General features: G+C 71.0%; 22 protein-coding genes and 1 tRNA gene. 12 read left to right on the forward strand and 11 right to left on the reverse strand.

All coding sequences use genetic code 11. From position 1 onward, the window contains the following. Positions 1-31 precede the first annotated feature (31 nt). From leuA to OIE53_RS23810, 3 genes are all read right to left on the reverse strand, one after another. Positions 32-1,810, reverse strand: a complete 1,779-nt coding sequence (leuA, locus tag OIE53_RS23800) for a 2-isopropylmalate synthase (RefSeq protein ID WP_327023712.1) — start codon at positions 1,808-1,810, stop codon at positions 32-34. A 220-nt stretch (positions 1,811-2,030) separates the two neighbouring features. Continuing rightward, a complete protein-coding gene (locus OIE53_RS23805) occupies positions 2,031-2,579 on the reverse strand; it encodes a nitroreductase family protein (RefSeq protein ID WP_327023713.1) in 549 nt (182 codons plus the stop codon). Positions 2,580-2,663: 84 nt separating this feature from the next. Next, positions 2,664-3,488 (reverse strand): hypothetical protein, encoded by an 825-nt coding sequence (locus OIE53_RS23810; protein ID WP_327023714.1) that lies wholly within the window; start codon positions 3,486-3,488, stop codon positions 2,664-2,666. Positions 3,489-3,779: 291 nt separating this feature from the next. Here OIE53_RS23810 and OIE53_RS23815 point away from each other — a divergent pair, with 291 nt between their 5' ends. After that, positions 3,780-5,045 carry an aspartate kinase gene (locus OIE53_RS23815; RefSeq protein WP_327023715.1) on the forward strand — a complete coding sequence of 422 codons (1,266 nt, stop codon included), beginning with the start codon at positions 3,780-3,782 and terminating at the stop codon, positions 5,043-5,045. Positions 5,046-5,050: 5 nt separating this feature from the next. Beyond that, the gene (locus OIE53_RS23820) at positions 5,051-6,115 is read left to right on the forward strand and encodes an aspartate-semialdehyde dehydrogenase (protein ID WP_327023716.1); all 1,065 of its coding nucleotides are present in this window, start codon (positions 5,051-5,053) and stop codon (positions 6,113-6,115) included. Between the two features lie 130 nt (positions 6,116-6,245). Here the strand turns inward: OIE53_RS23820 and OIE53_RS23825 are convergent, their stop codons facing one another. Then, complete coding sequence (locus OIE53_RS23825; protein ID WP_327023717.1) at positions 6,246-7,664, reverse strand: sensor domain-containing diguanylate cyclase; 1,419 nt, start codon at positions 7,662-7,664, stop codon at positions 6,246-6,248. 195 nt (positions 7,665-7,859) lie between these two features. Between OIE53_RS23825 and OIE53_RS23830 the strand changes: the two genes are divergently transcribed. Then, entirely contained in the window at positions 7,860-8,639 is a 780-nt protein-coding gene (locus tag OIE53_RS23830; RefSeq protein ID WP_327023719.1) for a phosphodiesterase, read from the forward strand. Positions 8,640-8,907: 268 nt separating this feature from the next. After that, on the forward strand, positions 8,908-9,366 hold the full coding sequence (locus tag OIE53_RS23835) for a lamin tail domain-containing protein (RefSeq protein ID WP_327023720.1): 459 nt from the start codon (positions 8,908-8,910) through the stop codon (positions 9,364-9,366). 57 nt (positions 9,367-9,423) lie between these two features. Here OIE53_RS23835 and OIE53_RS23840 read toward each other — a convergent pair whose 3' ends face one another. From OIE53_RS23840 to OIE53_RS23850, 3 genes are all read right to left on the reverse strand, one after another. Beyond that, entirely contained in the window at positions 9,424-9,756 is a 333-nt protein-coding gene (locus tag OIE53_RS23840) for a hypothetical protein (protein ID WP_327023721.1), read from the reverse strand. Between the two features lie 126 nt (positions 9,757-9,882). After that, a tRNA-Pro gene (locus OIE53_RS23845) sits at positions 9,883-9,959 on the reverse strand. A gap of 143 nt (positions 9,960-10,102) precedes the next feature. After that, positions 10,103-10,996: a metallophosphoesterase gene (locus OIE53_RS23850; RefSeq protein ID WP_327023722.1), complete on the reverse strand. Its 894-nt coding sequence runs from the start codon at positions 10,994-10,996 to the stop codon at positions 10,103-10,105. Positions 10,997-11,021: 25 nt separating this feature from the next. On the opposite strand from OIE53_RS23850, the gene OIE53_RS23855 reads away from it, so the two are divergent. Both OIE53_RS23855 and OIE53_RS23860 read left to right on the forward strand, forming a co-directional pair. Beyond that, positions 11,022-11,477, forward strand: coding sequence for a GatB/YqeY domain-containing protein (locus OIE53_RS23855; protein WP_327023723.1), 456 nt, complete (start codon positions 11,022-11,024; stop codon positions 11,475-11,477). A gap of 1,081 nt (positions 11,478-12,558) precedes the next feature. Next, a complete protein-coding gene (locus tag OIE53_RS23860) occupies positions 12,559-13,032 on the forward strand; it encodes a hypothetical protein (protein ID WP_327023724.1) in 474 nt (157 codons plus the stop codon). A 136-nt stretch (positions 13,033-13,168) separates the two neighbouring features. On the opposite strand, the gene OIE53_RS23865 is transcribed toward OIE53_RS23860, so the two are convergent. Beyond that, positions 13,169-15,619, reverse strand: coding sequence for a penicillin-binding protein (locus tag OIE53_RS23865; protein WP_327023725.1), 2,451 nt, complete (start codon positions 15,617-15,619; stop codon positions 13,169-13,171). Between the two features lie 401 nt (positions 15,620-16,020). On the opposite strand from OIE53_RS23865, the gene OIE53_RS23870 reads away from it, so the two are divergent. Continuing rightward, complete coding sequence (locus OIE53_RS23870; RefSeq protein WP_013736324.1) at positions 16,021-16,353, forward strand: WhiB family transcriptional regulator; 333 nt, start codon at positions 16,021-16,023, stop codon at positions 16,351-16,353. A gap of 55 nt (positions 16,354-16,408) precedes the next feature. On the opposite strand, the gene OIE53_RS23875 is transcribed toward OIE53_RS23870, so the two are convergent. The 3 genes from OIE53_RS23875 to OIE53_RS23885 are packed head-to-tail and all read right to left on the reverse strand — an operon-like array spanning position 16,409 to position 19,241. Further along, positions 16,409-17,560, reverse strand: a complete 1,152-nt coding sequence (locus OIE53_RS23875; protein WP_327023726.1) for an ArsA family ATPase — start codon at positions 17,558-17,560, stop codon at positions 16,409-16,411. Between the two features lie 53 nt (positions 17,561-17,613). Beyond that, a complete protein-coding gene (locus OIE53_RS23880; RefSeq protein ID WP_327023727.1) occupies positions 17,614-18,591 on the reverse strand; it encodes an ArsA-related P-loop ATPase in 978 nt (325 codons plus the stop codon). 26 nt (positions 18,592-18,617) lie between these two features. Continuing rightward, positions 18,618-19,241 carry an Rv0361 family membrane protein gene (locus OIE53_RS23885; protein ID WP_327023728.1) on the reverse strand — a complete coding sequence of 208 codons (624 nt, stop codon included), beginning with the start codon at positions 19,239-19,241 and terminating at the stop codon, positions 18,618-18,620. A gap of 326 nt (positions 19,242-19,567) precedes the next feature. Between OIE53_RS23885 and OIE53_RS23890 the strand changes: the two genes are divergently transcribed. From OIE53_RS23890 to OIE53_RS23910, 5 genes are all read left to right on the forward strand, one after another. Further along, complete coding sequence (locus OIE53_RS23890; protein ID WP_327023729.1) at positions 19,568-19,969, forward strand: hypothetical protein; 402 nt, start codon at positions 19,568-19,570, stop codon at positions 19,967-19,969. 77 nt (positions 19,970-20,046) lie between these two features. Continuing rightward, complete coding sequence (locus tag OIE53_RS23895; protein WP_012184767.1) at positions 20,047-20,202, forward strand: DUF4177 domain-containing protein; 156 nt, start codon at positions 20,047-20,049, stop codon at positions 20,200-20,202. Continuing rightward, the gene (locus tag OIE53_RS23900) at positions 20,199-20,660 is read left to right on the forward strand and encodes a RidA family protein (protein ID WP_327023730.1); all 462 of its coding nucleotides are present in this window, start codon (positions 20,199-20,201) and stop codon (positions 20,658-20,660) included. Before OIE53_RS23895 ends, OIE53_RS23900 begins: the two co-directional genes overlap by 4 nt. Positions 20,661-20,803: 143 nt before the next feature. Further along, entirely contained in the window at positions 20,804-21,646 is an 843-nt protein-coding gene (locus OIE53_RS23905) for an MBL fold metallo-hydrolase (RefSeq protein WP_327023731.1), read from the forward strand. Continuing rightward, positions 21,643-25,197 carry an adenylate/guanylate cyclase domain-containing protein gene (locus OIE53_RS23910; protein ID WP_327023732.1) on the forward strand — a complete coding sequence of 1,185 codons (3,555 nt, stop codon included), beginning with the start codon at positions 21,643-21,645 and terminating at the stop codon, positions 25,195-25,197. Before OIE53_RS23905 ends, OIE53_RS23910 begins: the two co-directional genes overlap by 4 nt. Positions 25,198-25,346 lie beyond the last annotated feature (149 nt).

Below are 25,346 nucleotides of genomic sequence, written 5' to 3' on the forward strand. Positions count from 1 at the left end.
AATGCGTTAACAAGGGACCCTTCCTTGCACCTCAGTGGTGAGCGCGGTTGACGGCGCTGGTGACCGCCTTGATGGAGGCGGTGACGATGTTGGCGTCCATGCCGACCCCCCAGACCGTACGACCGTCGACCTCGCACTCGACGTAGGCGGCGGCCTGGGCGTCCCCGCCGGAGGAGAGGGCGTGCTCGTGGTAGTCGAGCACCCGTACCGCCACCCCGGTCGAGCCGAGGGCGTTGACGTACGCGTCGATCGGACCGTTGCCGATCGCGCTCAGGGTCTGCGGCTCCCCGGCGAGGGCTACCTGCGCGGTGACCTCGACCTTGCCGTCGGTGGTGCCGATGGCGTACTCGGTCAGGGTCACCTTCGGGTCGCTCTGGTGGTCGAGCAGGTACTGCCCGGCGAAGATCTGCCACATGGTGTCCGGGCCGACCTCACCACCGTCGTGGTCGGTGACCTGCTGCACCACCCCGGAGAACTCGATCTGGAGCCGGCGGGGCAGGTCCAGCTGGTGCTCGGTCTTCATGATGTACGCGACCCCGCCCTTGCCGGACTGGGAGTTGACCCGGATGACCGCCTCGTAGCTGCGGCCCAGGTCCTTCGGGTCGATCGGCAGGTAGGGCACCGCCCAGGTGAAGTCGTCGACCGGTACCCCGGCCGCCGCCGCGTCGGCGTTCAGCGCGGCGAAGCCCTTGTTGATGGCGTCCTGGTGGGAGCCGGAGAAGGCGGTGTAGACCAGGTCACCGGCGTACGGGTGCCGCTCGTGCACCGGCAGTTGGTTGCAGTACTCGACCGCCCGCTTGATCTCGTCGATGTTCGAGAAGTCGATCATCGGGTCGATGCCCTGGGAGAACAGGTTCAGCCCCAGGGTCACCAGGTCGACATTGCCGGTGCGCTCGCCGTTGCCGAACAGGCAGCCCTCGATCCGGTCCGCCCCGGCCAGCAGGCCCAGCTCGGCGGCGGCCACCCCGGTGCCCCGGTCGTTGTGCGGGTGCAGGCTGAGCACCAGGCTGTCCCGGCGGGGCAGGTGCCGGTGCATCCACTCGATCGAGTCGGCGTACACGTTCGGCATGGCCATCTCGACCGTGGCCGGCAGGTTGATGATCAGCTTGTGGTCCGGGGTCGGGTCGATCACCTCGATGACCTTCGCGCAGACCTCCAGGGCGTACTCCAGTTCGGTGCCGGTGTACGACTCCGGGGAGTACTCGTAGTGGATGTCGGTGTCCGGGGTGTGGATCTCGGCGTACTTCTGGCAGAGCCGGGCGCCCGTGGTGGCGATGTCGGCGATGCCGTCGCGGTCCAGCCCGAACACCACCCGACGCTGCAGGGTCGAGGTGGAGTTGTAGAAGTGCACGATCGCCCGGCGGGCGCCCCGCAGGGACTCGAAGGTCCGGTCGATCAGGTGCTCCCGGCACTGGGTGAGCACCTGGATCGTCACGTCCTCGGGGATCAGATCCTGCTCGATCAGCTGCCGGACGAAGTCGTAGTCGGTCTGGCTGGCCGACGGGAAGCCGACCTCGATCTCCTTGTAGCCCATCTGCACCAGCAGTTGGAACATCCGGCGCTTGCGCTCCGGGGACATCGGGTCGATCAGGGCCTGGTTACCGTCGCGCAGGTCGACCGCGCACCAGCGGGGGGCGGCCTCGACGTGCCGGGTGGGCCAGGTGCGGTTCGGCAGGTCGATGCGGAACTGCTGCTGGTACGGCTGGTACCGGCGAAACGGCATCCGGCTGGGCTGCTGCCGGGCGATCTGATCGGAATCGATGTCGGTGGTGCTGGCTTGGTGGGCCATGGCGAAGTTCTCCTGGGTCATGTGACGTCAGCAGTGGCTGTCGGCGGCGATGTGCCGAGCGGAGGGATCCGGGGACGTGCTGGCGGCGCGGTTCGACTCCGCGACGAGGTGCCGGCCTTCAGGCCTCGTCGCGGCGACCAAGAAGAAGGCTCGCCTGCCACATGACAGAGTCACCCTACGTGATGGGACGGAAGGTGGGAAGGTGGGTCCGCACTATGAGACGCAATTCGCATCCGCCCGTTCAGGGTGCCGTGTTTCCGCAGCTCAGGACCAGTTCGGCGAGGGGTTGCCGGTGTCGCAGGCCGGTCTCCTCGGCCACCAGGTCGGCCGGCAGGCTCAATGGATCACCCAGTTGGCCCACCGCCACCACCACGTACGGTCGCAGGTCGGCGGTCAGGTCGAGGTCTGCCGCCAGGCTAGCGCGGTCCAGCTCGGTCACCTGGCGTACGTGCAGCCCCAGTGCGGTGGCCTGCACGGTGAGATGGGCCACCGCCTGACCCAGGTCGTACGCGGCCGTCGGGTGGCCGGCGCGGGTGTGCGCGACCAGCACCAGCAGGCTGGCCCGCCCGGCCCAGCGCTGCTCGTCCGGGGACAGGTTGACCAGGATCCGTTTGAAGGTGTCGTCGTCGCGGTGTCCGACCGCGAACCGCCACGGCTGCCCGTTGCCGATCGAGGGGGCCCAGCGGGCGGCCTCCAGCAGGGTCGCCGCCTCGGCCGGGGAGAGTTCGGCGTACGGGTCGAAGGCCCGGGGGCTCCACCGGAAGGCCAGCAGCGGGGTGAGGTTGGTCATGCGAACAGTGTCCCCTATGGGGCATTTGATCGCTTTGCTGCGGGTAGCTGAATGTGGGGTAAAGCACCCGTAACGGATGGCCGATCAGGGCGTTCCGGTGGCCTCCTGATCAGGGGATTCACCGGTACCGGTCGGGGGTGCCTCGGTGACCGGGGCCGCCAGGCCCAGGGGGTCCCCCTCCACCACCGGGCCGGCCAACTGCACCGAGGCCGGGGCCGGCTCCGGGGTACCGGTCAGCATCAGGGTGCCGAAGGCCGCGCGTACCGCCGTCAGGGTGCCGTCGGCGTCGAAGCAGTAGATCCCCACATCCAGCGGCGGATTGATCGAGGCTGCGGTGGTCTCCACGGAGTAGCAGGAGCCGCCGGCCCCCTCCGGTGCCATGGCCGGCGAGACGGACAGCGGGGCCCGGCGGTCGGTCAGCACGTCCAGCCAGTCCGTGAAGGGGTGCTGCACCCGGGGGTCCAGCCGCCGGGGCAGGGTGTCGTCCCGCTCGCCGAGGCGTACGCAACTCGGGGGTTCCGGCCGGGTCGGGGTGGGCAGGGCGCACTGGAACAGCCCGTCGGTCGTGGCCGCCAGGGCGATGTCCGCCTGGCCACCCAGGGCCCCGCCGGGCACATCCACCCGCCAGCTGCCGTCGTTCGCGCTGGTCACCTGGATCAACCGGTCGGCGGCCCCGTCGACCCGCAGGGTGTAGCGGGCGACCAGGTGCCGATCCTGGGCGGCGGCGGCCAGGGCGGCCAACTCGTCGCGGGCGGCGTCCATCCCCACCGGGCGGGGAGCCGAGGTCGGCGGCGTCGGGTCGGCGGGCGGATCTGCCGAGCAGGCGGCGAGCAGCGCGGACAGGGTCAGCACGGGCAGGGCAGGCACGAGCGGGGCGACCCGACGGCGAGCCGGACGGTGGGCGTACACCCGGTCATTCTCGGCGTTGTGGGCGTCGCGCGGACACCCCCGGGCGGGCACCCGTTTCCGGCGTGTCGTGCGCCACCTCACCCCAGTACCTGGGCCGGATCGTGGGATCACCTGACCCGGCGGTCAGAGGGGACCGATACGCTGACTTGGTCCGACCCGCGCCGCCGGCCCCGGTGCCGGCGGCGTCGGCACGCCAAGCCTCTGTGCCGGCGGCGTCGGCACGCTCAGCCCCTGTGCCGGCCGCCAAAGCCTGCCGGCACGCTCCGAGCAACCGGGAGGGAGTGCACCGTCGTGGCACTCGTGGTGCAGAAGTACGGCGGGTCCTCCGTCGCCAACGCCGAGCGGATCAAGCGGGTGGCCGAGCGGATCGTGGCCGCCCGTAAAGCCGGCGACGACGTGGTGGTCGTGGTCTCCGCGATGGGTGACACCACGGACGAACTGCTCGATCTGGCCAACCAGGTGAGTCCGCTGCCGCCCGGTCGCGAGCTGGACATGCTGCTCACCGCCGGGGAGCGGATCTCCATGGCCCTGCTGGCCATGGCCATCCACAACCTGGGGTACGAGGCCCGCTCCTTCACCGGTTCCCAGGCGGGCGTGATCACCACCTCGGTGCACGGCCGGGCGCGGATCATCGACGTCACCCCGGGGCGGCTCAAGGGCGCCCTGGACGAAGGTGCGGTGGTGATCGTCGCGGGGTTCCAGGGGGTCTCCCAGGACACCAAGGACGTCACCACCCTGGGGCGGGGTGGTTCGGACACCACGGCGGTGGCGCTGGCCGCTGCGCTGAACGCCGATGTCTGCGAGATCTACACCGACGTGGACGGCATCTTCACCGCCGATCCGCGAATCGTGCCGAACGCCCGGCACATCAAGCAGATCACCTACGAGGAGACGCTGGAGCTGGCCGCCTGCGGTGCGAAGGTCCTGCACCTGCGCAGCGTGGAGTACGCCCGCCGGGCGGGGCTGCCGATCCACGTCCGTTCGTCATACTCGACAAACACCGGCACGATGGTCACCGGATCGATGGAGGAGCTTCCCGTGGAGCAGGCGCTGATCACCGGAGTGGCCCACGACCGCAGCGAAGCCAAGATCACGATCGTCGGGGTGCCCGACGAGCCGGGCGCGGCGGCGCGGATCTTCGACACGGTAGCGGGTGCCGAGATCAACATCGACATGATCGTGCAGAACGTCTCCACCGAGGGCACCGGGCGTACGGACATCTCCTTCACCCTGCCCAAGGCCGACGGGCCCACCGCGATGGCGGCCCTCAGCAAGATCAAGGAGGCGGTCAACTTCAAGGGCCTGCTCTACGACGACCACGTCGGCAAGGTCTCCCTGATCGGGGCCGGGATGCGCTCGCACCCCGGGGTCGCCGCCGGCTTCTTCGCCGCCCTGGGCCAGGCCGGGGTCAACATCGAGATGATCTCCACCTCGGAGATCCGGGTCTCCGTGGTCTGCCGGGACACCGACCTGGACGCCGCCGTACGCGCCATCCACGAGGCATTCGACCTCGGGGGCGACACTGAGGCTGTGGTGTACGCGGGGACAGGACGGTAGCGCGGGTGGCCGGGCTGCCCACCCTGGCTGTGGTCGGGGCGACGGGAGCCGTCGGCACGGTGGTGTGCGAGCTGCTCTCCGGGCGGCGCAACGTCTGGGGTGAGATCCGCCTGCTGGCCTCCGAACGGTCGGCCGGGCGGACGATCCGCTGCCGGGGCGAGGACCTGACCGTCCGGGCCCTGACCGAGCAGGCGTTCGACGGCGTCGACGTGGCGATGTTCGACGTACCGGACGAGGTAGCCGCGCACTGGGCACCGATCGCCGCCCGCCAGGGCGCGGTCGTGGTGGACAACTCCGGCGCCTTCCGGATGGACCCGGACGTCCCCCTGGTGGTTCCGGAGATCAACCCCGAACAGTTGCGTCACCGGCCGCGCGGCATCGTGGCCAACGGCAACTGCACCACCCTGGCGATGATCGTCGCGGTGGCTCCCCTGCACCGCGAGTACGGGCTGCGTGAGCTGGTGCTCGCCTCGTACCAGTCGGTCTCCGGGGTGGGCCGGGCCGGTGCGGACGCCCTGCACGACCAGTTGACGAAGGTGGCCGGCGACCGGTCCCTAGGCTCCCGGGCCGGCGACGTACGGCAGGCCGTCGGCGACGACCTCGGTCCCTTCCCGGCCCCCCTGGCGCTCAACGTGGTGCCCTGGACGGGCTCGCTGGCCGACGAGGGCTGGTCGTCCGAGGAGATGAAGCTACGCGACGAGTCGCGCAAGATCCTCGGGTTGCCGGACCTCAAGGTCTCCGCCACCTGCGTCCGGGTACCGGTGGTGACCGGTCACTCGGTGGCGGTACACGCCGTCTTCGCCACCGAGATCGACGCCGACGGGGCCCGTGAGGTGCTGCGCAACGCCCCCGGGGTGATCGTGGTCGACGACCCGGCCACGGACGAGTTCCCCATGCCGATCGACGCCGTAGGCACCGACCCCTCCTGGGTGGGCCGGATCCGCCGCGCCCTGGACGACCCCCGGGCCCTCGACTTCTTCGTCACCGGCGACAACCTCCGCAAGGGCGCCGCCCTGAACACCACCCAAATAGCCGAACTCCTAGCCAAACACCTAACAACCCACCCCTAACCCTCCCCCCCCCGGCCCCCCGCCTTTGCGGCGTTGATCATGAGGTTGGCGGCAGTGTGGAGATCGACAACTGCCGCTAACCTCATGATCAACGCGGAGAGGGGCGGGAGGGGGCCCGGGTGGGGAGGGGTTAGGCGGCGGAGAGGCGGACGCCGTCGCGGCCTTGGCGTTTGACGGCGTAGAGGGCCTGGTCGGCGCGGCGTAGCGTCAGTTCGGGGGACTCACCGGGGCGGGGGAGGGCGACTCCGACGCTGATCGTACGGCCGATGCCGCGGGCGGCTGCGGTTAGTCGTTCGGCGACCCGGACGGCTTCCTCGGGGCGGCTGACCTCGATCACGGCGACGAACTCGTCCCCGCCGATGCGGTACAGCTCGTCGCCTTGGCGCAGCGCGCCTTCCAGGGCCCGGGCCAGGCCGACCAGCACCCGGTCACCGGCCTGGTGGCCGTACGTGTCGTTGACGGTCTTGAAGCCGTCGACATCGATCGCCAGCAGGGCGGTACGCCCCGGGGTGACGGTGGCGATCCGCTGCCCGAACGGGCCGGTGTGCCGTAGCCCGGTGAGGGGGTCGGAGCTGGCCTGCTCCCGTAACCGCTCCAGGGTGCGCAACCGGTCCAGGCAGCTCCAGGCCTGGCCGGCCAGCAGCTCCAGCAGGTTGACCGTCTGGGAGTCCGGGCGCAGCAGCCGTTCGTCGGCTACCAGCAGCACCCCACCGCCCTCGGGCGGCCCCACCGGCACCGCCACCAGGGTGCGTACCCCGGCCCGGACCAGTGGCTCATGTTCCTCGACGGGTGGGTGACCGGCCTCGCCGAGGGTGTGACCGGCGCCGTACCGATGGGCTCGGGCGATGATGGCACGCATCGCCTGCGGACCGGCCTCCGTCAGCTCGGCGCGCATCCGGGTCTCCAACTCGCCCGGGGTGGCGGTCGGTTCGCTGAGCCGGGGCCCGCTGCGGCCGGCGAGCACCAGGATGGCCGTGTCGAGGGCGGACACGTCCCGGGCGGCCCGGATGGCGGTGGCCAGCAGGTCATACTCGGTGGTGGCGGAGGTCATCGCGGTGGCGTGCCGCAGCAGCTTCTCACCGCGGCTCTCCGCCGGCCCGCCGAGCGCCATGATCCGGGCGCCCAGCCGGCCGGCTACCCGCTCGGCGGTCGCCCGCCACGCGGCCAGGTCGGCCGGGCCGGTCCACTGCAAATCGAGTACGCCGATGCGGCGGCCCGCCGGATCACATATCGGAACGCAGACCTCGGCGGTGACGTCGGGGCGTACCGGGATGTGGTCGGTGTCGGCGGTGACGTCCGGGACGATGGCCGGGTTGCCGCCGGTGAAGACCCGGCCGACGATCCCGGCGTCCGGGGCCACGGTGGCGAAGACCTGCCAGGACCCGGTGGCGGCGACGCAGCGGAGTCGGCCGTTGACGTGCAGCAGGACGGCGATGGTCGCGGGGGTGTAGCGGGCCAGCGCGTCGACGCTCGCCTGGCAGACCTCGGCGACGGTCGGCGCCAGAGAGAGACGGACCGTGACGTCACGGATGACTTGCGGGTGATCCACTTGTGCGTCGTTCCAGGTAGGTAGGGGTCCCGGCCGGGTACCGGGGCGCTGATCAAGCGTACTCATGGTGTGCGGAAGCAGGCTGATGCTCGTACACATGTGCTATCCACAGGCTGTGGACGAGGCCTGTGGACCGGCCCCCGGGGAGGCTGCCGCAGCGATAGCGTGAGGGTTCCGGTCGAGTGGAGGCTCTCCATGCTCATCGCCCACCTCAGCGATCCGCACCTCACCGCAGGGGCGCTCGGCGCCGAGCCGGTGGCCGGGCTGCATCACGCCCTGGGTAGGGTCCTGGCGCTCAATTCCCGGCCCGACTGTGTGGTGATCACCGGGGACCTGGCCGACCATGGTCGAGCGGACGAGTACGCCGCCCTGCGGGAGGTGATCGGACGCTTCCCGCTGCCGCTGTATCTGACCACCGGCAACCATGACGACCGGGAGTCACTGCTGGACGCCTTCGGTGGCACCCCCTGCCTGGGGGGCGGCTTCTCGGCCTACTACCAGGTCGAGCGGCCCGGGCTGACCCTGGTGATGCTCGACTCGCTGGTTCCCGGCTCGGATGCCGGTCGGCTCGGCGCGGAGCAACTCGACTGGCTCAACGGGGTGCTCACCGCCCGCCCCGACGTGCCGGCGATCGTCTGCCTGCACCATCCGCCGGTAGAGGTGGGGATTCCGGCGGCCGACGAGATCCGTCTCACCGACGGGGACGCCCTGGCCGAGGTGCTGCTGCGCCACCCCCAGGTCGTACGGGTAGCCGCGGGCCACCTGCACCGGCCGGTGACGACCGCCTTCGCCGGCACGGTGCTGACGGTCGCGCCGAGCACCTGGCGGCAGGCCACTCTGACGATGACGGAGGAGGAGCAGATCGGCTGGGTGGCCGAGCCGACCGCCCTGCTGCTGCACCAGGTCAGCGACCGGGGATGTGTCACCCACACCGTGCAGGTGAGTCACACCGCCGGCATGACCTGCGGGTACTGACCAGCGTTCTGGTCGACCGCAGTCGGTTCGGTCGGCTGCGGTCGCCCTTTGGCGGATGGGGATCTGGACCTCGGTCGATCGCGACCGTCCATATTGGCCGATTGAGGCGAGCCGGGCGGAGGCCCGGTTCCGCCGCTCGGATCGTATTCCTCGGCGCGACCCTCGTGGATGTTCACGTCGCCGGGCTTCGTCGCTAACCTCGCTGCGGTCACGCGCGTCGGCGTAATCAAACCGCGCCGTTCACGGCGCTCTCAGTGGGGGTAGACGCATGACGAGAAGGCTTCTCGGACTCATCACCGCGGTTGCCATGACGGTGGGTGGCTCGCTGGTCGCGGCCACCCCGGCGCAGGCCGCCACCCCGGCGGTCGAGATCACCAAGGTGTACTACGACTCGCCGGGTACGGACAACCGCTCGAACGCCAGCCGCAACGCCGAGTACGTGAAGCTGACCAACCGCCGATCCAGCACGATCAACCTGAAGAACTGGACCCTGCGGGACAAGGCCAACCACGTCTACAAGTTCAGCGGCGACTTCAAGCTCGGCAAGGGCAAGAGCGTCATCATCCGTACCGGCAAGGGCAAGAACACCGCCAGCACCCGGTACTGGGGCTCGGGCAACTACATCTGGAACAACACCGGCGACACCGCGTACCTGCGAAACGCCAGCGGCAAGCAGATCGACAAGTGCTCGTGGAGCAAGAAGGGCAAGGGCTACACCAACTGCTGAGCCCGTACGCGGTGCCGGCCCCGTCCGAGGGCCGGCACCGGGGCCTCTCGCGTGGATTCAGCCCTCGATCGGCGGCCGGTCGATGTTGAGGTGGAAGGCACGCTCCTCGGCCTCCTGCCGAGCGGCGACGAAGTCGCGCTGCCAGTCCTGCGCGTTGTCCGGTATACGTGCGACCACATGCTCACCACGGATCCGGCCCTCGGAGTCGGTCAGCGCCACCCCTACGACGGTGTGCCCGCGACCCGGGATGGCGTAGTGACGTACCGCCCACCGGGCGGAGGCCTCCAGGGCACGGCTTCGTCGTCGGGCGTTGGCCGTCACGATCATGGAGACCAGCACGACGGCGGTCGTCACGACAACGAGGCCGAACACAATCGCGATGATCCGCACCCGGGTCAGGCTACCCGGCATCCCGCCCGCCTGCCCGTCCAAGCCCTGGCCCGCCGCCGGGGTACGCCTTAAGCAATCAGGGCTGGCTCTCCGTGACGGAAAGCCAGCCCTGATGGCTGTTACCTCTGGTCGGGGTGGCCGGATTCGAACCGACGACCTCTTCGTCCCGAACGAAGCGCGCTACCAAGCTGCGCCACACCCCGAGGCGTGCCGACAAATAGTAGCCCACCCGCTCCGACGGTCAAACTCGGTACCCCGGCCAGCGGTGATCCACTCCGTTACGCCGGAATGGCGGGGTCAGCCGGGGCTGGTTACCGCCGTATCGCCGTAACGGAGTGGATCAGGCTCAGCGCGGAATCAGGGTCAGCAGACTGGCCTCGGGGGGGCAGGCGAACCGGACCGGGGCGGTCGGGTGGGTGCCGAGGCCGGCGGAGACGTGCAGCCAGGAGTCGGAGCCGGGCCAGCGGTGCAGGCCCTTCGCCATCGAGCGGGGCAGGCCGCAGTTGGTCACCAGGGCGCCCACCCCGGGGACACAGACCTGACCCCCGTGGGTGTGGCCCGCGAGCAGCAGGGCGAACCCGTCGGCGGCCATCTCGTCGAGCAGGGCCGGCTCGGGGGAGTGGGTAAGGGCGATGGAGAGATCCGCCGAGGGGGAGACCGCGCCGGCCACCGCGCCCCAGTCGTCGCGTTCGACGTGGGGGTCGTCCACGCCGGCCATGTCGATGGCCCGGCCACCCGCCTTGACTGTGGTCCGCCGGTTGTTCAGGTCCGCCCAACCGGCCCCGACGAGGACGTCCCGCAGCTCCTCGGAGGGCAGCTCGACCCCCTCGGTGTACTCCCGCTCGGGCAGGAAGTAGCTGAACGGGTTCTTCCAGACCGGGCCGGTGTAGTCGTTGGAGCCGAAGACGAAGGCCCCGGGGTAGTCGAGCAGGGGTTGCAGGGCCCGCAGGACCCCGGGTACCGCCTCCGGGTGGGCCATGTTGTCGCCGGTCACCACGACCAGGTCGGGGTCCAGGGCGGCCAGCGAGGCCACCCAGTGCTGTTTGCGTACCTGGTTGGGGGTCATGTGTAGGTCGGACAGGTGCAGGACGCGCAGCGGCTCGGTGCCGGCCGGCAACACCGGGACGTCGAAGCGCCGGAGGGTGAACATGTTGCGTTCGACCAGGGAGGCGTACGCCAGGGCGGCGGCGCCCGTCGCGACGGTGGCGGTCGCGAGCCGGAATATTGTGCGCTTTCGCATGGCGATCAGGGTAGTTTGGGCGTCCATGAGCACGCTGAAGGACCGCCTGACCACCGACATGCGCGCCGCCCTCAAGGCCCGCGACGAGTTGACCACCTCCACCCTGCGGATGGCCCTGGCCGCCGTCGGCACGGCTGAGGTCGCCGGTAAGGCCAAGCGTGAGCTCAGCGACGACGAGGTGCTGGCCGTACTGACCAAGGAGGCCAAGAAGCGCCGCGAGGCCGCCACCGCCTTCGCCGAGGCGGGCCGCACCGAGCAGGCCGCCAAGGAGACCGCCGAGGGCGAGGTGCTGGAGCGCTACCTGCCGCAGCAGCTCTCCGAGGCGGAGCTGACCGACCTGGTCGCGGGGGCGCTCGCCGCGGGCGGCTTCACCGGCAAGGCCCAGATGGGCCCGGCGATGAAGGCGGCCCAGGCCGCGGTGGCCGGCCGGGCCGAGGGTGGCCGGGTGGCCGGCGAGGTACGCCGCCAGCTGGGCCTCTGACCCGCCGGCGGTACAGCAAAAAGCGATCGGGCGGGCACTCCGTGAGGAGTGCCCGCCCGATCCTCGTGTTTTGACCATCGGGGGGATTCGTGGTGGTCGAGGTCTAGCGGAATGGGGAGGACCCTGTCCATGATCTGAGTTCTCACACAAAGATCATCAATGGGCAGGGTCCTCGATGAGCAGAGTAACGGCTACCGGTACCGGTGACAGGGGCTGGGCCGGATCTTGTTGGATTCGTGGCGGCGGGAGTTGTACGAGGGCGTCCTCGTGTCCCGGTCGAGGACGTTGTTCTCGCTGGTCGACGAGTTGGCCGCCGATCAGGGACGGTGTGGCTGCCCGGCGCATCTGTCGCTGGGCACCGTGACCGGGCACGCCGCGGCGTACCGGGCGTTACGCGACGGTGAGATCGACACCGGCCGGGCGTTGCGGGCGGCGTGCCGGATCGCTCAGCGTGCCGGCCTGCCGCGGGTGTACGCCGTCGACACCACCGCCTGGCCCCGGCCGAACGCGCCGACCAGCCCGGACCGGCAACCGCAGTACACCCCGGGCGGCCCGCGCGGCGCGGCGCTGATCAAGACCGGGTGGCGGTATCAGCACGTCGTCCGGTTGACCCTGACCCCGGACTCGTGGGTCGTGCCGGTCCTGGTCGACCGCATCACCTCCGACGACGACCTGGTCGAGGTCACCGTCGGCCACATCGCACAGGTCTGCGCAGCCGACGGCGCCCGCCCGGGCGACCCGTCGCTGTTCCTCCTCGATTCCGGCTACCCCGCGGCCCGGATCACCCACCTGATCCGCGAACGCAGGATTCCCGCGGACGTCCTGGTCAGGCTCGCGACCTCGCAGACCATGTGGACCAGACCCGAACGCCGGGCCGCGCACCCTCGGAGGCCGGCCCCGCCGACACGGATTCCGGCTGACCCTGCGCGAACCCGACCTACACCCGGACGCCGGTGTCAGCGGCCCGGTCGGCATCTACGGCACCGTCACCGTCCGGGCCTGGCACCACGTCCACCCCAAACTCACCCGGACCAGCCGCGGCTTCACCGACCAGACCACCCTCCCGATCGTCGAAGGCACCGTGCTCCTCGCCCGAGTCCAGCACCTACGCCCCAGCCGCCGCGCCGGCGACCTCGCACTCTGGTACTCCGGCACCCGCCACGACCTGCTCACCCTCGTCATGACCTACCTGACCCGCTACGACATCGAGCACTACTTCCGCTACCTGAAGACCACCGCCCACGCCCCGGACTTCCACCCCCGCCAACCCGACACCCTGACCACCTGGCTCCGCCTACACGCCTACGCCTACCTACACCTGTTCTGCACCCGCACCCACCTCACCCACCACCGGCTGCCCTGGGAACCCGCCACCACCACCCCGACTCCCGGCCAGACCCGCCGACAGGTTTCGCCCGCTCTACGCAACGCCTGGCAACCACCAGGCCACCCGAAACCCGGCCACCCCGGACCCGGCCGCCCCGCCGGAAAACGCCGCAAACGCCGCACCCGCTACCCCGTCATCCGCAAAAACGCCATCCACAAGGGCAAATAACACCCCACCCCCACACCACCACGAACACACCCACACCACACCGCCAGACCACCCTGCCCACACAACGGTCAAAACACGAGGATCGGGCGGGCACTCCGTGAGGAGTGCCCGCCCGATCGGCGTTACGGGGTGACGGTCAGCCGCCAGGCCGGCCCGGTGCCGGTCGGGTGGGCGGCCTGCCCGGTCGACCATTGCCGCCGCCGTCGTCGTCATCGTCGTTGCCGCCACCGCCACCGGCGCTGACCGTGATCATCACGATGCCGCCCTTGATGGTGCGACCCTCCGGACTGGTGCCGGCGGCGCTGCCGGCGGGGCAGTCCGAGGCGACCCGGCTGCTCGACACGACCGGTGTGAAGCCGGCACCGGAGAGGCGGGACTTCGCCTGATCGATGCTGAGGCACCGGACCCCGGGGATGCTCCGCTGGTCACCCAGAGCGATCTTCTGGCCGGGTGGCTCGAAGTTGATCGCCTTCTTGCCGTTCATGGCGGCCTTCAGGGTCTGGAAGACCGGGGGGTTGATGCCGTCGGTGGGCTTGTGCTTCATCTTCACGTTGGTCTGCGGCCAGTCCGGGTCGGCCAGAATGCCGGCCACCGCGTACTGCTTGGTCATCGCGACCAGGGAGGCGCTCTTCTCGCCGTCGGTGGTGCCGGACTTGCCGGCGATCGGCTTGCCGACGATCCAGCGGCCCTCGCCGGCCGTACGGCTGCCGCCGCACTTGCTGGTCGAGGAGTTGTCACCGACCGGGCAGCGGGCCGCGTCGACGGCCGCCCGGGCCACCTCCGTGCTGACTCGCTTCTCGCAGCGCGGGTTGGCCACGTCCAGCTTGTTGCCGTCCAGGTCGCGGATCTCCTGCACCGGGATCGGCTCGCAGTACTTGCCGTCGGCGGCCAGGGTGGCGTACGCGTTGGCCAGTTCCAGCGGCGTGGTGTCCGTGACGCCCAGGGTGAACGCGCCCCACTGGTTGGCGGCCGTCTTGTCGTTGGCCCAGCGGTTCTCCTCGCTGACCCGGAACTGGATGCCCAGACGCTTGGCCGCGTCGACCACGTTCGCCGCACCTACCTGCTGTTGCAGGGGCACGAAGTAGGTGTTGGTCGAGGCCGAGAAGGCGCTCCACATGTCCTTGATGCCGCCCGGCTGCTTGTTCGAGTTGGTGGGGCAGTAGAAGTGCGTGCCCGGACAGGTGGCCGGGGCGCCCTGGCGGAGGATGTACTCGGACTTGAACTGCTGTGGCGCGTTGATGGAGTAGCTGAGGGGGATGCCCTTCTCCAGCGCGGCCACGATGGTGAAGATCTTGAACACCGAGCCGGCCTGGTAGCCGGTGATGCCGTCACCGCCGGTGAGCAGCGGGTTCACCGTGTTCGGATAGTTGCCGAGCTTGCCCTTGTTGCGTTGGACCGGATCGCTGTGCGGGCGGTTCTTCGGGTTGTTCGGGTTGTCGAGCTTGAAGTTCCGGTTCACCGACAGGGCGCGTACCCGGCCGGTGCCGGGCTCGACCACGGCGATCATCACCGCTTCCTTGGAGGTCACCGGCTTGGCGGCGCGGACCGCCTTGTCGGCGCCGTCCTGGGCCTGCTTGTCCAGGGTGGTGACGATGGTGTAGCCGCCGCTCTTGAGCCGCCGCTCCCGGTCGTACGTGGTGGAGCCGAAGGTCTCCTGCGACATCCACCAGCGGTAGAAGTAGTCGCAGAAGAAGCCCCAGGCGTTCTTGTTGGTGGCCACACAGCCGTTCGGTGCCCGCTTGCCCTTGACCACCAGCTTGACGGCCTTGGCCTCGTCGGCCTGCTGCTGGGTGATCGCGCCGGTCTTGACCATGTTGTCGATGACGTAGTCGCGCCGGGCGACCGCCTGCGGGTAGCCGCTCTTGGTGGTCGGGTCGAAGGAGGTGGGGGCCTTGACCAGACCGGCCAGCATGGCGGCCTCTTCGATCTTCAGGTCCTTGGGCTTCTTGTTGAAGTAGACCTGACTGGCGGCGAAGACGCCGTACGCGCCGTTGCCGAAGGCGGCGAGGTTGAGGTAGCGCTCCAGGATCTCGTCCTTCGACAGCTCCTTGTCGAGCTGGATCGCGTAGCGCATCTCGCGCAGCTTACGAGCGCTGGTGTCCTCGGTAGCGGCCAGTACGTCGGCGGGATGAGTGGCCGAATAGGCGATGCTCATCCGGACGAACTGCATGGTCAGGGTCGAGGCGCCCTGCCGGTCGTTGGTGGCGGAGCTGTTGTTGACGAAGGCCCGAGCCACCCCATTGAGATCGACTCCGTTGTGCTTGTAGAAGTCGTGATCCTCGGCGGCGATGATCGCGGCCCGCATGTGCGGGGAGATGTCGTCGAACTTCACTTCCCGCCGGTTCTCGTCGTACATGGTGGCCAGCGGGGTCTTGCCGTCGGAGGCGAGCAGATAACTGATCTGGGGAGGGCGGGCCAGGGTCAGTTCCCTGGGCAGGGCACCGAAGGTGTCCGCTCCGGCCTTCGCGGCCAGGCCTGACATCGCCACTGCGGGAAAGGCCGCGGCGGCGACCACCACGCCGGCCAACAGCCCGCAGATGAGCAGCGATGCGGCATTGGTCAGGACATTGTGGTCACGTTTCCGCATCCAGGTCACCTCGTCAGGGTACGCGAACAGGTAACGAGGGGCGCTGGGGCGTCTTTTCCCCATTTCCTGCGCGCGCCGGCCTCGTTGTGCTAAACGCGTGACACCGGGTGTCCGGTTGCGTGATCCAGTCGAGTTTCCTCCGTGCGGGGGCGACTCGCAGCGTTTTCGTGGACTCCGGTGGGGTAAGCGGGGGGCCCGAGCCCGAGAAGCCGGGAGTGTCCGGAATGATGGATTTGGCCGACAACGTTGCGTAATCGGGCAACTACAGAGCATGATGAGGGCGGCGACAGCGCCACATGAGTCGTCCGTGCCGCCTTGGGGTGAGGTGTGCCGGACGACCGGGGGAAATGCCGGCTGGCCCGCGACGGCGTCGGTAGTACTGCAAGGGGGGACGAGTACAGATGGGCATGATCACTGACTGGCCGTCGCTGGCGGCGTGTCAGAACGGGGACCCGGACGCGTTGTTCGTACAGGGCGCCGAACAGAACGTGGCGAAGCGGATCTGCCGTAGCTGCCCAGTCCGGTACGAGTGCCTGGCCGACGCGCTGGACAATCGCATCGAGTTCGGCGTCTGGGGCGGCATGACCGAACGCGAACGCCGGGCCCTGCTGCGCCGCCATCCGCAGGTAGCCAGCTGGCGCAAGATGTTCGAGGCGGCGATGAAGAAGAACGCCAAGGACAAGAGCGGCAAGGACAAGATCCTGGTCACCACCGGCGCGGTCGGCAACGACTGATCGCCGCACCGGCCCCGGGGTCCAGGGCGGCTGATCGCCGCACCGACGCCCGGAGTCAGGAGCGGCTGATCGCCGCTGCGATCGTGCGTAGCCCGTCGACGTCGTGCACGTCGGCGGGCTGCGCCGTCACCGACACGGTCGGCACCTGCGGAAACTCGTCCGTGAACCGCGCGGCCACCTGCTGTTCGCGTACCGACTGCTCGGCCAGGGCGGCATGCGCGAGCAGCACCTCGACGGTGCCCTCATGGCCCCCGACGGACCGCAGCCGGTCGGCGGCGGCCCGGCTGGTCTGCGCGTCCAATTCGGCAACCGCCGGGCGGTGCACCCGGTTGAGCACCAGACCGACCAGCGGCATCTTCTCCTCGCGGAGCCGGCCGGCGAAATAGGCGGCCTCCCGGACCGCGTCCGGCTCGGGCGCCGCGACCAGCAGAAAGGCCGTCTCCCGGGCCTGGAGGATGCGGTACGTCTGCTCCGCGCGCTGCCGGAAGCCCCCGAACATGGAGTCCAGGGCGGCGACGAAGCCGGACAGGTCGGTCAGCAGTTGGGTGCCGAGCACCTTCTGCACCACCCGGGAGAACATCCCGAACGACGCCGTGACCAGGCTGAACATGCTGCGTCCCCCGGTACGCGCCGGGGCCAGCAACAGCCGGAGCATCCGCCCGTCGAGGAACCGGGACAGCCGGGCGGGTGCGTCGAGGAAGTCCAGCGCCGAACGGGACGGCGGGGTGTCCACCACGATCAGATCCCACTCGCCCCGGGCGTGCAGCTGGCCCAGCTTCTCCATGGCCATGTACTCCTGGGTGCCGGAGAAGGTGGAACTCATCGCCTGGTAGAAGGGGTTCGCGAAGATCTCCGCTGCCTTCGCCGGATCGGTGTGCGCCAGCACGACGTCGTCGAAGGTGCGCTTCATGTCGAGCATCATGGCGTGCAACTCGCCGCCGCTGGTCTCGACGTCGATGCCCTTGACCTGCCGAGGGGTGTTGTCCAGCTCGGTCAGGCCGAGCGACTGGGCCAGCCGTCGGGCCGGGTCGATGGTGAGCACCACCGTCCGCCGGCCGTGCTGTTCAGCCGCTCGGAGGGCGAGCGCTGCGGCCGTGGTCGTCTTGCCCACTCCGCCCGCCCCACAGCAGACCACGATGCGTACGCCGGGGTCGGCCAGGATCTGGTCGACGTCCAGCGGCGGCGCGGCGTTGTCGGAAGGCACCAATCGAGCGTATCGGGCCAACCCCGGCCGCGCGTGGGGCCGGCGTCAGGTGTGAGTCAATCGCCTGGGACCAGCGCCGCGGCGAGCAGGTCCAGGCCGGCGCGGTCCACCCCGCCGGGCAGCAACGGCAACTCCAGGAGGGGTACCCCGACCTCCACCAGGTCGGCCCGCAGGGAATCCTCCAACTCCCGGCGAATCACCTGGTCACGAGCCTCCTCGTGTAGCCCGGCGACGATCCTGCCCTCGGTCGGCAGCCCGGCGGCACGCAGCCCACGCGTCAGCTCCGACTGGGTGACCAGTCCTCCGGTGGGCAGCGGCGGCCGAGCCCCGTTGATGATCACCTTGCCGACTCCGAAGCCCAGGGAGGCCAGCTCGCCGATCGCGTCGACCGTCTCCTGCACCGGCATCTCCTCCAGCAGAGTCACCAGGTGCACGGCCGTCATCGGTGAGCGCAGGAGTGCCGCGACCCCCTCGCTCTGGGTCTTGATCGGGCCCACCTTCGCCAGTCGGGCGGTTTCGGCGGTGACGTTCAGGAAGCGGCCGATCCGGCCGGTGGGGGGTGCGTCCAGCACCACCGCGTCGTACACCCGCCGCTTGTCGACCGTACGGGTGGTGGCCTCCTTGACCTTGCCGGTGAGCAGCACGTCCCGTAGCCCGGGGGCGATCGTGGTGGCGAAGTCGATCGCGCCCAGCTTGCGCAGGGCCCGCCCGGCCGCCCCGAGCTTGTAGAACATGTCGAGGTACTCCAGCAGCGCCTCTTCGGCGTCGACCGCCAGCGCGTACACCTCGCCACCGTCGGGTGCCTCGACCAGGTGCCGCTCGGCGTACGGCAGGGGGTCGGTGCCGAACAGTTGGGCGATGCCCTGGCGCCCCTCCACCTCGACCAGCAGGGTGCGACGCCCACCAGCGGCCAGGCCCAGGGCCAGGGCGGCTGCCACGCTGGTCTTGCCCGTGCCGCCCTTGCCGGTCACCACGTGCAGACGAGCGGGCCAATCGGTGCCGGCCCGCTCGGCCGGTCGCTGCTTCGCTCCCACCTGACGAGCCTATCCACCCGACGGCCTCAGGCCACCTCGCAGACCCACCAGCCCGTCTTGCGGATCACGGTGAAGCGCAGCGCCTGGTCGGCGATCTTCTCGTCGGCCGTGGTCACCGTCACGGTGGCGGTGACCGTGGCCCGGTCGCCGGTCTCGTTGTTCACCGTCGGGGTGTCCCAGCGGAACCGGGGGCTCTGGTGGGCCGACAGGTACTCCTCGACCTCGGCGACCTTGGCGCGGATCTTCTCCTGGTCCCGGGCGGCCGAACACACCAGGCGGGCCGCCTTCGCCGCGTCCCGCTCCTGGTAGACGGCGGTGAGGAACTCGTCCACCGCCACCGAGGGCTCCGGCGCCCCCTCGCCGGCCTCGGCCTGGCGCAGGGTGAGGAAGGCGGCCACCCCACCGCCGGCACAGAGCAGCAGCACCACCGCGAGGGCCAGAGCGGCCAGCAGGGCCCCGCGCTTACGGGGCGGTCGACCTGCCGGCGGGTACGGCGGCTGACCGGTCGGCGGGTACGGCGGCTGACCGGCCGGTGGTTGACCAGCGGGTGGGTACGGCGGCTGACCGGTCGGCGGGTACGGCGGCTGACCGGGTGGGGTCGGCGGCAGGTTCACGGGGCCGCTCGGGCCGCTGGTGGGTGGCTGGGTCATCGCGTCCCCCCGGTGTGGGTGCGTCGCCGCGTGGCGCTGGCGAGCCGTGGGATCGGGCGGCCGGGCCGCGCGCCCGTCCAGACCGGAAGGGTAGCGGTCTGAGCGGGTAGCGCGGGGGGCGTGGTGCCTCCGGTGCCGGGGCGCGATCAGCAATCTGCTGGACGAGTGTCGCAAATGCGACCGAACTCAGTCGGATACGCGCGTCCTGTTGATGGGACCAGCGGGTCGTCCTACGGTCGCTCCGGCACGTTCGGGCCGGGGTCGCAGGCAACCACTCCGGGCCGTCAGGCGGCGCCGTGACCAGGTACGACGCCCGGAGGAAGCGCATGCGCGACACGGAGAACACCCCCCGAACCCCCTTGCAGCCCCGGGCCCAGCGGGTCGGCTCCTCCGGCCGGCTGCCGGTCAACGAACGGTCGTACCGGCGTCCGGTCGACCCGCCCGGCCCGGAGCCGCTGGAGGCACGGGAGGAGGACCCCGGGTACGTCATCCACCTGCCGATCAAGGTGACCGACCTGACCACGGCGACCAGCCTGGCCGGTTGGGTGGCCACCTCGCTGAACTTCCTGCCCGAGTTGGACGCGGGGGAGACCGAGGTGTCCACCGCCGACGACCAGAACAACCGACACCGGGTCTTCTGCGATCTGCCCCTGCCGGACCGCACCCGGTGTCCTCAGCCGTACGACCACCATGGCCCCTGCGGGGAACTGCCGACCGCCCCCGAGTAGCGTCCCGCCTCCCGGCCGACCGGTGGACCGTAGGCTGTGGCCGGAAGTGTCCATGCCACCGAGGGAGCTCTCCACCGATGCAGAAGTGGGAATACGCCACCGTTCCGCTGCTGGTCCACGCGACCAAGCAGATCCTCGACAACTGGGGCGAGGACGGCTGGGAACTCGTCTCTGTCGTACCCGGACCCAACCCGGAGCAACTCGTCGCGTACCTGAAGCGGGCCAAGGCATGAGCAACGGGCCGCACGCCAAGTTGGCCGAGCTCGGGTTGGCCCTGCCGGAGGTGGTTCCGCCGGTGGCCAGCTACGTGCCGGCGGTGCAGTCGGGTCAGCACGTCTACGTATCCGGGCAACTGCCGATCGCCGCGGGCAAGCTGCTGGCCACCGGCAAGGTCGGCGCCGGCATCTCCGCCGAGCAGGCCAAGCAGTTGGCCCAGCAGTGTGGCCTCAACGCCCTGGGGGCGATCGACGCCCTGGTCGGCCTGGAGAACGTCGTCAAGGTCGTCAAGCTGACCGGGTTCGTCGCCAGCGCCCCGGGCTTCACCGGCCAGCCCGGCGTGATCAACGGTGCCTCGGACCTCTTCGGTGCCGTCTTCGGCGAGGCCGGCCGCCACGCCCGCAGCGCCGTAGGCGTAGCCGAACTCCCCCTGGACGCACCCGTAGAAGTAGAAGCCATAGTCGAAGTCGCCTAACCCCCTCCCTCACCCTCACCCCCACCCCCTCATCCCCGCGATCTTGCAGTTTTGGTCGGGACGAAGGGCGCTAATCAGGTCGAACCGGCGACCGAAAGTGCAAGATCGCGGGGGCAGGGGGTGGGGGTCGTACGATCGCAGCCATGGGAGGGCATGTGACGGGGGCGGTGACCGCCCTCGCCAGCGAACTTCCGGAGTGGGCGACGCTGCTGCGGGCACCCAATCCGGGCGTGATGACGCTGGAGGGCACCAACACCTGGCTGCTGCGGGCGCCCGGTGCGGCGTACGGGGTCCTCGTCGATCCGGGGCCGGCCGACGAGGGGCACCTGGCGGCGATCGCCGCCGAGGGGCCGATCGGTCTGGTCCTGATCACCCACGGGCATTCCGACCACACCGAGGGCTCCCCGCGGCTGCACGAACTGCTCGGTGGGGTGCCGGTGCGTGCGGTCGACCCGGCGCACAGCATCGACGCCCCGCCCCTGACCGGCGACGGGCCGGACGGCACCGAACTGGGCGGCGAGGGATGCGGGCTGTCCATCCGGCTGGTGCCCACCCCCGGGCACACCGCCGACTCGATCTGCCTGCTGGTCGAGCAGGAGGGTCGACAGGTGGTGCTGACCGGCGACACCATCCTGGGTCGGGGCACCACCGTGGTCGCCCACCCGGACGGTCACCTCGGCGACTACCTGGCCAGTCTGGAACTGCTCTCGGGGTACCGGGGGATCCCGGCCCTGCCGGGACACGGCCCGGCGCTGGCCGACTGCGGTGCCGCCGCCGACTTCTACCTGGCCCACCGACGTGCCCGGCTGGACCAGGTCCGGCTGGCCCTGGACGAGGGCGCACAGACCGCGGCGGAGGTGGTCGCGAAGGTCTACGCCGACGTGGACCGGTCGCTGTGGTGGGCGGCGGAGTGGTCCGTCCGCGCCCAACTGGAATATCTCGGCCGGGAATCCGGCACTGAGACCCCGGGGTTGGAAACACCGTGACCTGCCCGGTCTGTGGAACCGTCGCCGTACCCGGGGCCCGGTTCTGCCACAACTGTGGTGCCGCCCTGCCTGCTGCCGCGACCCTGCCGGCCGCCGAACGCCGGGTGGTGACCGTGCTCTTCGGCGACCTGTCCGACTTCACCTCCTGGTCGGAGGATCTGGACCCGGAGCGGGTGGGCGCGGTCACCGACCGGGTGCTGGCCTCCCTGGCCGGGGCGGTGAAGACCTTCGGCGGGCATGTCGACAAGCTGACCGGCGACGGGATCATGGCGGTCTTCGGTGCCCCGGTGGCCCATGAGGACGACGCCGAGCGGGCCGTGCGCGCCGCCCTGTCCATGCAGCGGGCGGTGCGCCGGGTGCTGGACGACGAGCGGGGTGGCGGCGCGCCGCTGGGGCTGCGGGTCGGGTTGAACACCGGAGACGTGATCGCCGGCATCCAGGCCGCCATCGAGTACACCGTCATCGGGGACACCGTGAACACGGCCGCCCGGCTGGCCGACGCCGCCGCCGTCGGCGCGGTCTACGCGGGGGCCCGCACCGCCGCGGCCACCCGACATGTGGCCAGTTGGCGGGCGCTGCGGCCGTTGCGGCTCAAGGGCAAGCGCGAGCCGGTCGAGGCGTACGAGCTGCTCGGCCTGCTGGACGCCCCGGGGACCCGGTCGGGCCTCGGCGACGAGGCACCCTATGTCGGCCGGGAGACCGAGATCGGCCGGGTGGCCGGGCGACTGGCCGAGGTGATCGACCGGGGTGAGCCCCGGGTGCTGCTGATGACCGCCGAGGCCGGCATCGGCAAGTCCCGGTTCGCCGCCGAGGTGGAGCGCCTAGCCGCCGGCTACGAGGTGGGCGCCGGGCGGTACGCCACCCACACCGGGGCCCGGGTGCTGTCCGTACGCTGTGCCGCCTTCGGTGAACGTCGCCGGCTGGCCCCCCTGGCCGACCTGGTACGCGCCGCTGCCGGCCTGCCCAACGACACCGCCACCGCGGTCACCCGGGCGGCCGTGGAGGAGCGGCTGCGTCGGCTGGGACAGCGCCTCAGCCGGTCCCGCCCCGAGCCCACCCCGGTCGCCGTCGACCAGTTGTTGGCCCTGCTCGGGTACGCCGAACTGCCTGCCGGCACCGACCAGGTCGACTGGAGCGGCGCCCCGCCGCCGGACGCGGACGCGGTGCCGAACGCGGTGGCGGACCTGCTCAGCGCGCTCGCCGCGGAGGCGCCGCTGATGGTCGTGGTGGACGATCTGCACGACGCCACCAGCGAGACCATCCAGGCGCTGGAGGTCACCCTGTCCCGGCTCAGCGGCCCGGTCCTGGTGCTGCTGCTGGGCCGACCCGAACTGGTACGCACCGCCGGCACCCTGACCCGGGTGGCCGACGCCGAGGTGCACGCTCTGCCGCCGCTGCGGGGCGCCGACGCGGCCCGGCTGCTCACCAGCTATCTGGGCGGTGGGCGGCTGCCCCAGGCCGACACCGACCGACTGCTCGCCACCGCCCAGGGCAACCCCTTCTACCTGGCCGAACTGGTGACCCTGCTGATGGAACGGGGGGCCTTGACCGCCGGGGCGGGCAACACCTGGCGGTTGGCACCCCGCTCGCTGGGCAGTCGACTGCTCTCCCGGGACCTGGCGGCCGTGCTGGCGGCGCGGATCGACGCCCTGCCGCCACAGGCCCGGGCCGTGCTGCGGGACGCGGCCGTGGTCGGTGACACCGTGCCCGACGGGGCCCTGGAGGTGTTGCGGGAACAACGCGCGGGCCGGGACGGTCGGCCGGCGGCGGTGGTCGCGGTGGAGTTGGAACGAGCGGTGGAGGAGCTGCTGCAACGCCGCATGCTGCACCGCACCCGGACCGGGTTCGCCTTCGCCACCCCCCTGATGCGGGAGGCGGCGTACTCCGGGGTCAGCAAGGCGGAACTGGCCGAACGGCACGCCGCCCTGGCCCGGTGGGCGGCACCCCGGGAGGGGGCGACCGGCGGCCCGGGTGGCTTCGCCGACGCGGCCCGGGACGACTTCGTGGCCGCCCATGTGGAACGGGCCACCGCCCTGGCCGACGCGGTGACCCTGCGCCCGGACGCCCCGGCCCGGGCGGTCCTGCCCCTTGGGGTGGCGGCGCTGGGCCGGGCCGCCCGCCGATCCTTGCAGGAGGGTGAGCCGGCCCTGGCGGTCGAGTACGCCGAGCGCGCGGCCGAACTGGCCCGTGGCGAGGTGCCGGGTGCGGACCGGGTGGTGCACGCCCGGGCCCTGTTCCAGGTCGGTAGGGCCGCCGACGCCCTGGCCTACGCCGAGAAGATCGCGGCCAACGCCGGGGACCAGGCGGCCACCCGGGTAGGCGCGCTGCTGCTGGCCGGGCAGGCCCAGCAGGTGATGGGTGACCTGCGTCGGGCGGAGACCTGGTGGCGGGAGGCGCTGCAGGTGGCCACGGAGGCCGACCTGCCCGCCCTGCGGGCCTCGGCGATGCGGCGACTGGGCATGGCGGACTTCATCTCCGGCCGGCTGGGTCAGGCCAGCAGCCGGTTGGCCGCCTCGTACCAGGTCAGTCTGGCCGCCCAGGACCGCCGGGGGCAGGCCTGGTCCCTGCAGAACCTGGCCTGGGTGACCACCACCCGGGGGGACTTCGCGGGTACGGACGCCGTCCTCGGTCGGGCGGCGCGACTCTTCGCCGAACTCAAGGACCCCTACGGCCGGGCGTGGCTGCGGGGCACCACGGCCTTCGCCCGGCTGCTGGCCGGTCGGCTGCGGGAGGCGCACCGGCTGGCCCGGGTCTTCCTGCCGTTCGGTGAGCGGGTCGGCGAGGCCTGGGCGGTGGGCACCCTGCGGGCGGTCGACGCGTACGCCAAGGCCGAACTCGGCGAGCTGGCCGACGCCGATCAGGAGGCCAGGCGGGCGTACCGGGAGTTCGCCGCCGTCTCGGACGACTGGGGGCAGGGCTTCGCACTGGTGGTACGCGGGGTGATCGCCCGAGGGCTGGGGGAACCGGAGCATGCCGCCGACCTGTTGACCGACGCCCTGTCCTACGCCCGCCGTACGGGTCATCCGCTGCTCACCGGGATGGCCGGCACCCTGCGGGGTTTCGTGGCGTTGGACTCCGGCGACGGCGCCGCCGCCGAACGGGACGCCCGTGCCGTGCTGACCAGCGTCGAGCCGCACAATCCGCAGGCCCCCGCGCAGGTGGCGCCCCGGGTGCTGTTGGCGACCGCCCGACTGGCGGCCGGGGACTCCGCCACCGCGGTCGGGTTGCTGGCGCCGGTGGCCACCGCGGCGGCCGGTACCCCCTCGTTGCTGTTCTCCCGACGCCAGTCGATGGCCCGGTACGCCTGCGCCCTGCTCGCCCATGGACAGCCCGAGCAGGCGTTGGACTGGGCCCGGCGGGCGGTGCAGATGCCGGCGGAGGACGTGCGCAGCCAGGTGATCGGGCTCAGCGTGCTCGCCGAGACGTTGGCCGCCTGCGGTCACCGGGCCGAGGCGAGGACCCGCGCCGAGGAGGCGGTCCACCTGGCGTACGCCACCGAGCAGCGCAGTGAGCGGGCCGCCGCCGAGGAGTTGCTCGGCCGCCTGCGCTGAAACTCCTCCCCGGACGTACGACGAACTCCGTCGATGCTGCGGCGAGTTGGTACGGCAGATGCAGTTCTGTCGGTTTCGGTGATGTTGTCCGTCGGAGTCGGCCGATAGCGTGCATGGTGCACGCGGCCGTCGATGTGGACGGTCACGCC

It is taken from the genome of Micromonospora sp. NBC_01739, assembly GCF_035920385.1.
Lineage (GTDB): Bacteria > Actinomycetota > Actinomycetes > Mycobacteriales > Micromonosporaceae > Micromonospora.

What these genes read in the sequence shown, in the direction of transcription:
- OIE53_RS23850 (WP_327023722.1), bottom strand. Translation starts at nt 10,996, where the DNA reads ATGCGAAAGCGCACAATATTCCGGCTCGCGACCGCCACCGTCGCGACG.
- OIE53_RS23885 (WP_327023728.1), bottom strand. Translation starts at nt 19,241, where the DNA reads ATGACCCAGCCACCCACCAGCGGCCCGAGCGGCCCCGTGAACCTGCCG.
- OIE53_RS23805 (WP_327023713.1), bottom strand. Translation starts at nt 2,579, where the DNA reads ATGACCAACCTCACCCCGCTGCTGGCCTTCCGGTGGAGCCCCCGGGCC.
- OIE53_RS23900 (WP_327023730.1), top strand. Translation starts at nt 20,199, where the DNA reads ATGAGCAACGGGCCGCACGCCAAGTTGGCCGAGCTCGGGTTGGCCCTG.
- OIE53_RS23905 (WP_327023731.1), top strand. Translation starts at nt 20,804, where the DNA reads ATGGGAGGGCATGTGACGGGGGCGGTGACCGCCCTCGCCAGCGAACTT.
- OIE53_RS23855 (WP_327023723.1), top strand. Translation starts at nt 11,022, where the DNA reads ATGAGCACGCTGAAGGACCGCCTGACCACCGACATGCGCGCCGCCCTC.
- leuA (WP_327023712.1), bottom strand. Translation starts at nt 1,810, where the DNA reads ATGACCCAGGAGAACTTCGCCATGGCCCACCAAGCCAGCACCACCGAC.
- OIE53_RS23895 (WP_012184767.1), top strand. Translation starts at nt 20,047, where the DNA reads ATGCAGAAGTGGGAATACGCCACCGTTCCGCTGCTGGTCCACGCGACC.
- OIE53_RS23870 (WP_013736324.1), top strand. Translation starts at nt 16,021, where the DNA reads ATGGGCATGATCACTGACTGGCCGTCGCTGGCGGCGTGTCAGAACGGG.
- OIE53_RS23835 (WP_327023720.1), top strand. Translation starts at nt 8,908, where the DNA reads ATGACGAGAAGGCTTCTCGGACTCATCACCGCGGTTGCCATGACGGTG.
- OIE53_RS23890 (WP_327023729.1), top strand. Translation starts at nt 19,568, where the DNA reads ATGCGCGACACGGAGAACACCCCCCGAACCCCCTTGCAGCCCCGGGCC.
- OIE53_RS23830 (WP_327023719.1), top strand. Translation starts at nt 7,860, where the DNA reads ATGCTCATCGCCCACCTCAGCGATCCGCACCTCACCGCAGGGGCGCTC.
- OIE53_RS23865 (WP_327023725.1), bottom strand. Translation starts at nt 15,619, where the DNA reads ATGCGGAAACGTGACCACAATGTCCTGACCAATGCCGCATCGCTGCTC.